At 74.8% G+C, this 12,003-nt stretch carries 12 protein-coding genes and 1 pseudogene; 2 read left to right on the top strand and 11 right to left on the bottom strand.

The genetic code is table 11. The features are described 5' to 3' along the window. Together TR46_RS42210 and TR46_RS10975 are read right to left on the bottom strand one after the other, a co-directional pair. Positions 1 to 228, bottom strand: a pseudogene (locus TR46_RS42210) (hypothetical protein); the annotation flags it as partial. 270 nt (positions 229 to 498) lie between these two features. Beyond that, positions 499 to 1,743 carry an ROK family protein gene (locus TR46_RS10975; RefSeq protein ID WP_042397681.1) on the bottom strand — a complete coding sequence of 415 codons (1,245 nt, stop codon included), beginning with the start codon at positions 1,741 to 1,743 and terminating at the stop codon, positions 499 to 501. On the opposite strand from TR46_RS10975, the gene TR46_RS10970 reads away from it, so the two are divergent. Further along, positions 1,722 to 2,990 (top strand): MFS transporter, encoded by a 1,269-nt coding sequence (locus TR46_RS10970; protein ID WP_042397678.1) that lies wholly within the window; start codon positions 1,722 to 1,724, stop codon positions 2,988 to 2,990. The genes TR46_RS10975 and TR46_RS10970 overlap by 22 nt on opposite strands. Before the next feature lie 147 nt (positions 2,991 to 3,137). Here the strand turns inward: TR46_RS10970 and TR46_RS10965 are convergent, their stop codons facing one another. The 7 genes from TR46_RS10965 to TR46_RS10935 form a co-directional block, all read right to left on the bottom strand. After that, positions 3,138 to 3,926: an acyltransferase gene (locus tag TR46_RS10965; RefSeq protein ID WP_084718274.1), complete on the bottom strand. Its 789-nt coding sequence runs from the start codon at positions 3,924 to 3,926 to the stop codon at positions 3,138 to 3,140. 53 nt (positions 3,927 to 3,979) lie between these two features. After that, positions 3,980 to 4,492: an NUDIX hydrolase gene (locus TR46_RS37820; RefSeq protein WP_052432705.1), complete on the bottom strand. Its 513-nt coding sequence runs from the start codon at positions 4,490 to 4,492 to the stop codon at positions 3,980 to 3,982. Positions 4,493 to 4,533: 41 nt separating this feature from the next. Then, the gene (locus tag TR46_RS10955; RefSeq protein ID WP_042397672.1) at positions 4,534 to 5,301 is read right to left on the bottom strand and encodes an enoyl-CoA hydratase family protein; all 768 of its coding nucleotides are present in this window, start codon (positions 5,299 to 5,301) and stop codon (positions 4,534 to 4,536) included. 292 nt (positions 5,302 to 5,593) lie between these two features. Beyond that, complete coding sequence (locus tag TR46_RS10950; protein ID WP_042397668.1) at positions 5,594 to 6,262, bottom strand: response regulator transcription factor; 669 nt, start codon at positions 6,260 to 6,262, stop codon at positions 5,594 to 5,596. Then, positions 6,259 to 7,494, bottom strand: coding sequence for a sensor histidine kinase (locus tag TR46_RS10945; protein WP_042398026.1), 1,236 nt, complete (start codon positions 7,492 to 7,494; stop codon positions 6,259 to 6,261). The genes TR46_RS10950 and TR46_RS10945 overlap by 4 nt, the downstream gene beginning before the upstream one ends. Positions 7,495 to 7,591: 97 nt before the next feature. Beyond that, positions 7,592 to 8,785, bottom strand: coding sequence for a geranylgeranyl reductase family protein (locus TR46_RS10940; protein ID WP_042398023.1), 1,194 nt, complete (start codon positions 8,783 to 8,785; stop codon positions 7,592 to 7,594). A gap of 143 nt (positions 8,786 to 8,928) precedes the next feature. After that, a complete protein-coding gene (locus TR46_RS10935) occupies positions 8,929 to 9,774 on the bottom strand; it encodes a DUF4184 family protein (protein WP_042397665.1) in 846 nt (281 codons plus the stop codon). A gap of 160 nt (positions 9,775 to 9,934) precedes the next feature. Here TR46_RS10935 and TR46_RS10930 point away from each other — a divergent pair, with 160 nt between their 5' ends. Next, positions 9,935 to 10,450, top strand: coding sequence for a DUF1990 domain-containing protein (locus TR46_RS10930; RefSeq protein ID WP_042397662.1), 516 nt, complete (start codon positions 9,935 to 9,937; stop codon positions 10,448 to 10,450). Positions 10,451 to 10,509: 59 nt separating this feature from the next. Here TR46_RS10930 and TR46_RS10925 read toward each other — a convergent pair whose 3' ends face one another. Further along, positions 10,510 to 11,538, bottom strand: a complete 1,029-nt coding sequence (locus tag TR46_RS10925) for an NUDIX hydrolase (protein ID WP_042397659.1) — start codon at positions 11,536 to 11,538, stop codon at positions 10,510 to 10,512. A gap of 88 nt (positions 11,539 to 11,626) precedes the next feature. Beyond that, the coding region (locus TR46_RS44150) for an ROK family protein (RefSeq protein ID WP_042397656.1) at positions 11,627 to 12,003 on the bottom strand (377 nt) is incomplete at its 5' end.

Raw genomic sequence — 12,003 nt, 5'->3', positions numbered from 1 at the left:
GTTCAGGGTGTCGATCGGCGAGGGCGCCGGGGCCTGCCGCGGGCCGAACCCCTGGGCGAAGCCCGAGCCGGAGCCGGGGCCGAACTCGCGGCGCGGTCCGCGGAAGCCGCGGCCGCCGAAGACCACCTTGCGGACGAAGAAGACGACGGTGATCCAGAACAGCGGCACCAGCACGATCCACGGCCCGGGGCCGCCGTGCCATCCGTCCGCCAGCAGGGTTGTGTTCATCTCGGGCTCCTCGGTTGCGATCCGTGCGCCGCGGCGGTACGCGACGGCGCACTACCGAGAGTCCCCCTGACAGGGGGTCCGGGGCGTCCTGCGGGGGCGGGCTCCTGCGCTGCTCCCTGCGGAGTACGGGGTGCGGGTTCTGCCCTGGCTGCGGACCGTAGTTGGCTGGGCGCGCGGTTCCCCGCGCCCCTGGCTGAGTGCAACTGGCTCAGTTGCAGCCCGATAGGGGCGCGGGGAACCGCGCGCCCAGCCATGCACGAGCCGCACCCGCTACGACTCCCCGAGCACCGCCAGCGGGTCGGTGAGCAGCGGGGACCAGGCCAGTTCGGCAGCCCCGGCCAGCTCCGAGCGTTCCAGCGCCGCCGCCGCGATCGGGATGCGGCCGCACCGCCCCCAGTAGGAGCGTTCCGCGACCACCCGGGCCAGCCGTTCGGGGACCGCGGCGAGCAGCGAGTTGTGGAAGGCGCCGAGCACCACCCGGTCCGGGTTGAGGATGTTGATCACCCCGGCGATGCCGATCCCCAGCCGGTCGGCGACATGCTCCACCGCGGCCCGGGCCTGCGGCTGCCCCGCCGCGGCCTCGGCGAGGATCGCGTCGGTCTGCTCGAAGAGCGGCCGCGCCGGGTCGGCCTCGCGCCCGGCGGCAGCCAGCAACGCGCTTGGATCGGCCTCGACGTCCAGGCAGCCGCGGCTCCCGCAGGGGCAGCGGCGTCCGCCCGGGTCCACCAGTACCTGGCCGACCTCCAGGGCCAGCCCCGCGCTGCCGGTGTGCAGCCGGCCCTCGACCACCAGTGCGCCGCCCACGCCCCGGTGGCCCGAGGTGACGTAGAGCAGGTGCCGGGAGCCGCGTCCGGCGCCGTGCCGGTGCTCGGCCAGAGCGGCCAGGTTGGCGTCGTTGGCCACGTCCACCGGCAGGTCCAGGCCGGCCGCCAGGACCTCCTGCCGGAGCAGGTCGGCGACCGGGGTGCCGGACGGCCAGTCCAGGTACATCGCCGCGACGGCCACCCGCTCGGGCAGCGCCACCGGGGTGGGCACGGCCAGGCCGAGGCCCACGCAGCGGCGGGGGTCTGCGGCGATCCGCCGGGCCGCCTCGCAGGCCACGGCGCGCAGCACCCGCTCGGGGGTGGCCGGCTCCGGCAGCGGGAAGTCCTCGGGCGCGTCGAGTACTCCCCCGAGAGTAGCCGGCGCCACCGAGAAGCCGTCGGCGTGGATCTGGGCGGCCAGCACCACCGGTCCTGACGGGTCGACGGCTAGCCGGTGCGAGGGCCGGCCCCGGGTGCCGCCGGCAGGCCGGGCATCCACCGTGATCAACCCCAGGGCCTGCAGTTCGGCGGTGACCGCCCCGGCTGTGGCCCGGGTCACGCCGAGCGCGCCGGTCAGGACGGAGCGGGTCGGCGCCGCCCCGGTGTGGACGAGGGAGAGCGCCGGGCCCAGGGCCGCGCGACCCCGGTCGGGACTTGTGTGAGTTGGCTGCACCCTTCTATTCTGACTTTGTGCCGCAAATAAACAAAACATCTGCCAGCAGCTCCGGCACCACCGACACCCCTGACACCACCGCTACCGGCACGGCCCGGGCCACCGCCTGGCCTCCGGCCCGGATCGCGCTCACCGCCTTCTTCGCCCTGGACGGCTTCCTGTTCGCCGGCTGGGTGGTCCGCATCCCGGCCATCAAGGCCGCCGTGCACGCCTCCCCGGGCGAGCTGGGGCTCGCCCTGCTCTGCGTCTCGGCCGGCGCGGTGCTGGTGATGACCGGGGTCGGCCGGCTCTGCCTGCGCTTCGGCAACCACCCGGTGACCGTCGCCTCCGCCGTGCTGCTCTGCGTCTCCGTGGCCCTGCCGCCGCAGGCGCACACGGTGTGGTCGCTCGGCGGGGTGCTGCTGCTCTTCGGCGCGGGGTACGGCGCGATGAACGTCGGCATCAACAGCGCCGCGGTCGACCTGATCGCCGCAGCCCGACGCCCCGTCATGCCCGCCTTCCACGCCGCGTACAGCCTCGGCGGGCTGATCGGCGCGAGTCTGGGCGGGCTGCTGGCGACCCAGCTCTCGCCGGCCCGGCACCTCGGCCTGATGGCCGTCTTCGGACTGGTCGTCACAGTGCTGGCGGGGGTGCCGCTGATCCGGCACCGGGTCACCGTCCCGGAGGAGGAGCCGGCTCCGACGGCGTCCGCTGCCGCACCGTCCACTGCCGCACCGTCCGCCGCCGCGGTCCGCGGGCCGATGCTGCTGGTGCTGCTGCTCGGCGTGGTGGCCCTCTGCGACGCCTACGGCGAGGGCGCCCTCGCCGACTGGGGCACCCTGCACCTCAGCGCCGACCTGCATGCCACCGCCTCGGTCGCGGCCGGCGGCTTCGCCGCGTACTCACTGGCGATGACCGCCGGGCGGCTCAGCGGCACCCGGCTGGTCGAGCGCTTCGGCCCGACCCGGGTGCTGGTCACCGGCGCGGGGGTGGCCTGCGGCGGAATGCTGGTCGCGGCGCTCAGCCCATGGCTGCCGCTGGTCCTCGCCGGGTTCCTGCTGGTGGGGTTGGGCCTGGCCAACATCTTCCCGCTGGCGATCGACCGTGCCGGGGCCCTGAACGGCCCCAAGGGCGTGGCCACGGCGTCCATGCTGGGCTACGGCGGGATGGTGCTGGGGCCGCCGATCATCGGCTTCCTGGCCCAGGGGGTCGGTCTGCCGACGGCGCTGGTGTCCGTCGCGGTGCTGGCCGGGTTGGCCGGCGTGGCGGCGCTCGTCGTTCGGCAGGCTTCGGCGGCGTCCGAATAGTCGTCGAGTGCGGACCGTAGTGCGTTGTCGCGCAGTTCCCCGCGCCCCTATGGGGCTGCAACTGACCCACCGTGAGCAAGTCGCACCTCCCCAGGGGCGCGGGGAACTGCGCGACGAGCCGGGCACACGCCGCAGTCGAAAACGGCGCTACCCCACAGGATCGGCGTCCGGCTCCTCCTTGGGCAGCCGCAGGTCCCAGCCGATGAGGGCGACCAGTTGCTCATGGGTGACGCCCGCAGGAATCGGCTTCGGGGCGACCGTGCGGATCGGCGGCTGCCAGCCCTCCGCAGGGGTGAACCGGCGGACCACCCGCGCCGGCGCGCCGGCGACCACGCTGTGGTCCGGCACCGCTCCGCGTACCACCGCGTTGGCGGCGACCACGACATTGCGGCCGATGGTGGCGCCCGGCAGGATCACCGCGCCGGTGCCGATCCAGCTGCCCGAGCCGATGGAGACCGCCTCGTTCCGCGGCCACTGCTTGCCGATCGGGAGATCCGGGTCGTCGTAGGAGTGGTTCTCGTCGGTGACGTAGACGCCGGGACCGGTCCATACGTCGTCGCCGAAGGTGATGGAGTGGTGGCCGACGATGTGGCTGTCCCGGCCGATCACGCAGCCGTTGCCGATCCGCACGATCGGCTCGGGACCCAGGTCCAGGCCGGGCAGGAAGCCCGCCGACATGGAGACGCCCTCGCCGATGATGCAGTGCGTGCCCAGATGGATCCACTGCTCGTTGAAGACCGAGCCCAGCGGGAAGGTCAGCCGGGTGCACTCGCCGATCGCGCCGAACCGCAGCCGCCCGGGTCGGTCCGCACTGACCGAGCCCGCCTCCTGGACCCACTGCCAGCCCCGGTGCACCAGCGACGTCGCCGCCCGCCGGGCGCGGGAGCGCACGGCGGCGCGTATCTTCTCGGCGAACGCGGATTTCGGCATCGGCATGCGGACACGGTAACCGGAACGGCGCTGCTTGATCCTCCCGGGTTACCGGCGAGTCAGTAGAGCGACTCGTGCAGCGGGAGCCAGGCCGCCCCGCCGCAACGCCGTCCGACCTCCTCCCGGTCCACCCACTCCGCCTCGGTGCACTCCGACCGGGGGTCGGGAACGGTCGGCAGGCCGCGGTGGTCCAGTCGGACGACGTGGAAGGCCATGAACGCCCGCGCCGGGTAGGCGTAGTCGGCAGGCGGGGTGTCGAGGATGGTGATCTGCTGCCCGCCGACGAACTCCACCTGCTCCGGGCGCACCAGCAGCCCCGCCTCCTCGGCCAGTTCGCGTACCGCCGCGTCCAGCACCGACTCCCCCGGGTCCAGGTGGCCGCCCGGCACCTCCCAGCCGCGCCCGTGCCGGTCCACCCGGGTGAGCAGCGTCCGTCCCCTGGCGTCGATCGCCAGTACGAACGCCGTGGTGGCGTCGTACCCGTCGGGGACGGACGCGGCGCGGACCACGTCCATCCGGTGCGGCAGCGGGATCCAGGGCACGGTCAGGCTGGAGAGCACGGTCGTCGTCATGGCCGACATCCTCGCATCGCCTGCCGTTCGGCCCAGTTGGGTCATTCGGCCCAGGTGGGCGGGCGGCGCTCCAGGAAGGCGCGCATGCCCTCGCGGGCCTCGTCGGAGCCGAAGAGCAGTGCCGACTGGGCGACCATGGACTCGCCGTCCCGGGAGAAGGTGCGCAGGACGTCGGCGGTGACCAGGCGCTTGGTCTCGGCGAGGCCCTGCGGTGAGGCCAGCCGCAGCGCCTCCAGCAGCGGTTCCAGCGCCGCCGCGGTGTCGTCCGCGGCCTCGGTCAGCAGCCCGATCCGCTGGGCCTCGGCGGAGTCGAAGACCGATCCGGTGAGGTACCAGCGGGCCGCGCCGCGCGGGTCCAGGCGGGGCAGCAGCGCCAGCGAGATCGCGGCCGGGGCCAGGCCGAGGCGTACCTCGGTGAAGGCGAAGGTGCCCTTGGGCCCGGCGACGGCGAGGTCGCAGGCACCGACCAGGCCGAGGCCCCCGGCCCGGACATGGCCGTCCACCCGGGCGACCACCGGCTTGGGCAGCTCGACGATCGCCCGCATCGCGGCCACCAGCCGGCGCGGATTGGCGGTCGGGTCGCCGTCGGTGGCCTCGGAGAGGTCGGCGCCTGCGCAGAAGGTGTTGCCGGTGTGGGTGAGCACCACGGCGCGGACGGACGGGTCCTTGGCGGCGTCGGCCAGACCCTGTTCGAGTTCGGCGACCAGGGCGGCGGAGAGGGCGTTGCGGTTGCGCGGCGAGTCCAGGGTGAGGGTCGCTACGGCGCGGTCCACGTGGTAGCGGACCAGCGGCTCGGCGGGGGCGTTCATCGGCTTCTCCTAGGGGTGGCGGGAGCCTGCTGCGTGGTGACGTTACCGCGCTGCCGACCCGGCACCCCGGCACCCGGCTACCGGATGTAGATGTACTTCCCGTAGCCGGTCTCCTTCCGGCGGCCGGAACACCGGTACGGGCGAGGGTAGCTCCCAAGGCGCGGACCGAAATTGGTTGGCCGCGCAGTTCCCCGTGCCCCTGAGGTGCTGCAACCGAGCCAGTTGCCATTCGTCAGGGGCGCGGGGACCTGCGCCGCCGACCAGGCACACGCCGCAGCCGAGGACGGCCCGGTCAGCCCCCCAGCCACCCCGGACGGACCAGCCCGGACTCATAGGCGAGAACGACCAGTTGGGCCCGGTCCCGGGCCCCGAGCTTCACCATCGCCCGGCTGACGTGCGTCTTGGCGGTGAGCGGGCTGACCACCAGCCGCCCCGCGATCTCGTCGTTGGTCAGGCCCAGGCCGACCAGCGCGACCACCTCCCGCTCCCGCTCGGTCAGCCGCGCCAGCGCCGCGGACCCCTCGGGCTCCTTGGACCGGGCCGCGAACTCCGAGATCAGCCGGCGGGTGACCCCCGGCGACAGCAGCCCGTCGCCGCCGTGCACCGCCCGCACCGCGCGGACCAGTTCGGCCGGTTCGGTGTCCTTGACCAGGAACCCGGCCGCGCCGGACCGCAGCGCCTCGAACACGTACTCGTCCAGCTCGAAGGTGGTCAGCACCACCACCTTCACTGCCGTCAGCGCCGCGTCCCCGCTGATCATCCGGGTCGCCGCCAGCCCGTCCTGCTCGGGCATGCGGATGTCCATCAGCACCACGTCCGGCCGCAGTTCCCGGGTCAGCCGGACCGCCGCGAGGCCGTCGTCGGCCTCGGCCACCACCTCGATGTCCGACTGGGCGTCCAGCAGCGAGCGGAACCCGGCCCGGACCAGTACCTGGTCGTCGGCCAGCAGTACGCGGATCATGGCATCTCCTCGACGGCGGCGGACCCGGCGGACCCGGCGGACCGGTGCAACGGCAGTTCGGCATGGACCCGGAAGCCCGCCCCCGACGCGGCGGCGCTGACGCTGCCGCCGAGGGCGGCGACCCGTTCGCGCATCCCGGTCAGCCCGCTGCCGGACCCTCCGGCTCGGGGGCCGCCGGTGGCGGACAGCGGTCCGGGGTCCTCGATGTCGAGGACCAGCGCCTCGTCCGTGTAGGCGAGCCCGACCTCCGCGGTGCGGGCCGAGGAATGGCGGATGACATTGGTCAGCGCCTCCTGGACGATCCGGAAGGCTGCGAGTTCGACGCCCTGCGGCAGCGCCCGGGGGGTGCCGGTGGTGCGCAGGGCGACCTCCAGCCCGGCGGTGCGGGCCTGGTCGACCAGCTCGCCGAGCCGGGCCAGACCCGGCGCCGGTGTGCGCGGGGCGGCGTCGGACCGGCCCGGGGTGCGCAGGGTGCCGAGCACCTGACGGACCTCGCCCAGCGCCTCCTTGCTGGTCTGCTTGATGGTGGTGAGCGCGGTGCGGGCCTGCTCGGGGTCGCCGTCCAGCAGCTCCAGCGCCACCCCGGCCTGGATGTTGATCAGCGAGATGCTGTGCGCCAGCACGTCGTGCAGCTCCCGGGCGATGGCCAGGCGCTGCTCGTCGGCGACCCGCTGCTCGCGCTCGGCCCGCACCTGGCGCCGCTGCTCGCGCTGCTCGATCCGGCTGCGGACCACCTCGGCGGCCAGCACCACCAGCAGCAGCCAGGCGAGGGTCCCCAGCTCCCGGGCCCACTGGCCGGCGTCGTCCCAGTGCAGCTTCCCGGTCACGACGGTCAGCAGCAGATGGGCCAGGTAGATCGCGCCGATCGAGCTCCAGGCGGCCCTGCGGTGCCCGGCGAGGATCGCGTTGACGAAGCCGACCACCACGCTCAGGAAGACCGGTCCGTACGGGTAGCCGATCAGCAGGTAGACCACCGCGATGGCGGCTGTCCCGGCGCAGGCGACCACCGGCAGCCGGTTGCGCAGCAGCAGCACCGCCGGGCCGAGCAGCAGCAGTGCGTAGCCGAACGCGTCGAGCGGGTGCGCCGTCGTCTGGCCGCGCTGGGCCGCGTGCGTCCCGGCCACCTGGATCACGGCCAGCCCCACCGAAGTGATCAGCACGGCCCGCGACGGCAGCCGGCGGTCGCCGCCCTCCCAGCGCGGGTGCGCCCTGCGGGCTCGGGGGTGGTCCATGCCGTCACCGTAGGTCATCACGGCGCCCGGCGGCGTCACCCCGGGGCGGACAGCCGCCCTACTCCCCGGGGAGTACGCCGAACGGGCCGCGGCGGGCTCAGCCGCGGGTGAGCAGGTCGATCGTGGAGCGGCCCAGGCCGTGCGAGCGGGCCAGCCCGGCGAAGGTCGTGTGGCCCTGGGTGACCCGGGCGAACGCCCGCCAGGCCGGGCGCAGTCCCAGCGCGGCGAAGTGGAAGGCCCGCGGGCGGCTCTCGAACGCGGTCATCAGCTTGCGGCCGATCCGCATCTCCTCGCCCAGGTCCGCCTTGATCGCGAAGGCGTAGTTGAGGGCCTGCCGGCGCACGTCCACCGGGTCGGCCGCGGCGGCCAGCCTGGCCGCCCACTGCCCGGCCAGCCGTCCGGAGCGCAGCGCGTAGGAGATGCCCTCGCGGGTCCACGGCTCCAGCAGTCCGGCGGCGTCGCCGGCCACCAGCACCCGGCCCTTGGCCAGCGGCGAGTCCTCGGAGCGGCAGCGGGTCAGGTGGCCGGACTCGATCGAGGGGGTGAAGCCGGACAGGCCCAGCCGGGCGATGAAGTCCTTGAGGTAGGCCCGGGTCTCCGCGCCCCTGCCGCGGGCGGCGATGACGCCGACGGTGAGGCTGTCGCCCTTGGGGAAGACCCAGCCGTAGGAGCCGGGGACGGCGCCGCCCCAGTCCAGCAGCACCCGGCCGCGCCAGGCCGCGGCGACCTCGGCGGGGACCGGGATCTCGGCCTCCAGCCCCAGGTCGACCTGGTCGAAGGCGACCCCGACGTGCGCGCCGATCCGACCGGCGCTGCCGTCGGCGCCGACCACGGCCAGGGCCCGCACCGTGCGGCCGTCCTGCAGGGTGAGCAGCACGCCCTCGTCGCCGTTCTGCTCCACGCCGGTGACGGTCACTCCGGTGACCGGGACCGCGCCGGCCTTCTCCGCGCACTGGACCAGCCGCTGGTCGAACTCGTCCCGGTTGACCAGTCCGAACAGCATCTTCTTGGAGCGGCGGGTGCGCTGGAACCGGCCGTCCAGTGCGAAGGTGATGGCGTGGACGCGGTCCTTGAGCGGCAGCACGAAGCCGGGCGGCAGCGCGTCCCGGGAGGGGCCGATGATGCCGCCGCCGCAGGTCTTGTAGCGGGGCGGGGCAGCCTTGTCCAGCAGCAGCACCCGCGGCGAACGGCCGTCCGCGTCGATGGACGACGCCGCCTCGTAGGCGGCGGAGGCGCCGGCCGGACCCGCGCCGACCACCACGACGTCCCACACGCCGCCGAGCTCGCCCATTACCTGCTCGCCGATGCCCTGCTCGCCCGTGCCGTGCTCACCAGGACTCTGCTCAGCGCTGCTCGGTACGCCGGTGGCCGACGGGTCGGTGCTGGGTGCCTGGTCGCCGCTGGGGCGCTGCGTCTGCGTCACACTTCCTCATATTAGAGGGCACGGCGGCGGTACCCCGCACCAGCCGCCCGCGTCCCGGTCGGACGGGTCGTCAGCCGAACCGCCAGCGCCACCGCCGCAGCGGCGGCCGCCGCCCCCGCCCCGCCGCCGAAGGTGGTGGCGGCGACCAGGTGGGCCGGGGTCGGCCGGCCCGCGGACTTCGGCAGCTCGCGGGCGGTCCGGTGGGCCGCGCCGAGGAAGGCGCCGACCGCGACGGCCGCCAGCGCAGCCCTTCTGACGGAGGGTCGCAGCACGATGGACCGCGGCTGCGGCGTCCGCTGCTGCCGCAGCGCGGCGGTCCCGGAGGCGGCGACCAGGCCCAGGCCCACGGCGGAGGTGCTCCACTGGAGCGCGTGGTAGAGCGGCATGCCGCCGATCTCCCGGCGCAGCGCGGGCACCAGCCGCACCCCGGCCCGGCCGCCGTGCGTGAAGGAGTCCCAGCCGACATGGCTGAACGCGCCGAGGCCGGCCGAGACCGCGAACCAGACCGCGTCGGCCGGGTCCCAGCCTTCGGACCCGCGTTTGCGCAGCGGTGAGGTGAGCGCGTCGGCGCGGTCCGCCCAGGGGTCGGGCAGCAGCGCCACCATCGGTTCCCGCAGCAGTCCGTGCCAGCCCGCGGCCAGGGCGCCGGCGATCGCCACGTCCAGGGTCGGCACCCCCCAGGCCCGGTGGGCGAAGCGGCCCAGACCGTGGCTCCCGGGCAGCAGGGTCTCCAGGAAGAACGGCACGTCCGGCGCGAGCGACCCGGCGACCAGGGCCGAGGCGATCAGCGGCCCGCGGCCGCGGCCTCCGCCGATCAGGGGCAGGACGGCTGCGGGATGGCTGAAGGTGAAGGGCACAGGGCCATCCTGCCGGGCCCGCCCGTCTCCGGTACAACCGGCACCCCGGCCCGCAGGGCGGCCGGGGCGCAGGGCACGCCCGCGAGGGCTGACTACCGCACGGTCCGCCGGGGCATATGTCCGGTGCGACAGCCCGTCAGGAAGCGGAGGCCACGTCCCGATGAGCGACTTCACCTATCCCGAGGTCGGCGCGACCCTGGAGGGCGCGCCGCTGCCGGACGGCTACGCCCTGCTGCGGCACCGCACCCCGGTGGGCACCGGTCCCGACGTCTTCGCCGCCGCCGGCGAGGCCGTGCTGACCTGGCGGATGCACCGCGCCGCGGGAGTGGGCGTCACCGCCTCGGCGGACCGGGCCGCACCCGGGGTCCGGGTCCGCGTGCTGCTCGGACTCGGCCGGGTGGGGCTGGCCGCGCCCTGCGAGGTGGTGTGGACGCTGGAGGAGCCGGCCCGTCTCGGCTTCGGCTACGGCACCCTGGAGGGCCATCCGGAGCGCGGCGAGGAGTCGTTCCTGGTGGAGCTCGCCGACGACGGCGCGGTCTGGTTCACCGTCACCGCCTTCAGCCGCCCGGCGGCCTGGTACACCCGGGCGGCCGGACCGCTGGTGCCGCTGTTCCAGCACCGCTACGCCCGGCGGCTGGGCCGGGTGCTGCGAAAGCTGGCGAACGCGGAGAAGTGACGTGCGCGATCCCGTCGGTCTCTCCGCCTTCTGCGCCGCCCACATCGACACAGCCTGGTTCAGCGCCACGGTTCCTCGACCGCGTCCCCCGCCTCCAAGTAGCCGACGGAGCGCTCCGCGCGACACCGCAGGGCCGCCTCCAGGCGGTCGCGCTTGTTGGCCGGGAGCAGCGCGGTCCACTCCTCACGGGCCATGAACCGCCAGTCGCGCAGCTCGTCCTCGGGGAGGGCGAGCTGGGCCTGCTGCTCCGCGCTGAGCCCCCCGCCGTCGAACACCAGCCGGAGCCCGCCCGAGCGGGGACCGCGATGCGGCTCCCAGTCGGTGAGCAGCGGCCGCAGCCTCGAGGCCGGGACGGCGAGGCCCAGCTCCTCGGCGACCTCCCGCACCGCCGCGCTCCGCGGCGACTCGCCGTCCTCCACCACCCCGCCGGGGAACTCCCAGCCGGGCTTGTAGACCGGGTCGACCAGCAGCACCCGCCCCTGCTCGTCGAAGAACAGCACCGCCGCGGCCACCGTGTCCCGGCCGCCGGCGACCTGCTCGACGATCGGGCACCGGGCCGCCCCGGACCGCACCAGTTCGGCGACCCGCTCGGCGGCCTGCCGCGGCGTCAGGTCGGTGGTGTCCACGGTGGCGGCGTCCTGCTCCAGCCAGGCCAGGGCCTCGCGGTACCGGTCGAGGTGGTCCAGCCGCCACTGCCGGGCGCCCCGCTCCACCTGGTCCTCCTCGATCCGCTTCCGCAGGATCGTTTCCTCGGCGTGCAGCAGCAGATGGTGCACCGGTATGCGCCGCGCGGCCAGCGCACCGAAGACCTCGTCGCGGTAGTCCTGCCGCAGCAGGGTCATCGGCACGATCAGGGTCCCCGGGTGCTGCGCCAGCAGCGCGGCTGCGACGTCGGGGACCAGGCTGCGCCAGGCGGCCAGGTCCTGGAAGTCGCCGACCGACGCGAAGTCCTCCGCGGGCAGCAGATACCGCAGGTAGACGCCCACCGACTCGGGGTCGAACTCCGTGCTGTCCGGAAGGAGCTCCTGCAGTTCCCGCACCGTGCTGGTCTTCCCCACGCCGAATGCGCCGTTGACCCAGACGATCACTCTGCCCCCGCTCGTCGACTGCTCGGAGCATCGTACGCAGAGCCCACAGGCGGCCGTCGAGGGCGCGTGCCCCCGAACCGGCGCAGCGTCAGAACCAGCCCGCCAGCCCCAGTTCCTGGGCCGCCGCCGCGGCCGCGCCGACCAGGCCCGCGTCCGTTCCCAACTCGGCGGGGCGCAGCTCCAGATGCCGGACGAACGGAAGCGTGGCGTAGTCGTGCAGGGCCTCGCGCAGCGGCGCGAACAAAGTCTCACCGGACTTGGCGACACCGCCGCCGATGACCACCACGTCCAGCTCGACCAGGGTCGCGGTGGCCGCGATCCCGGCCGCGAGGGCCTGCGCGGCGCGCGCGAAGGCGGCGAGGGCGATCGGGTCGCCCTCGGCGGCGGAGGCGGCGACGGCCCCGGCCGAGGCGTCGCCGCCGCGCGGCTGCCAGCCGTCCCGCAGCGCGCGCCGCGCGATGGACG

The organism is Streptacidiphilus carbonis (assembly GCF_000787775.1).
Lineage (GTDB): Bacteria > Actinomycetota > Actinomycetes > Streptomycetales > Streptomycetaceae > Streptacidiphilus > Streptacidiphilus carbonis.
Note: the sequence above shows the minus strand (reverse complement) of the source record. Positions and strands in the feature narration are given on the sequence as shown.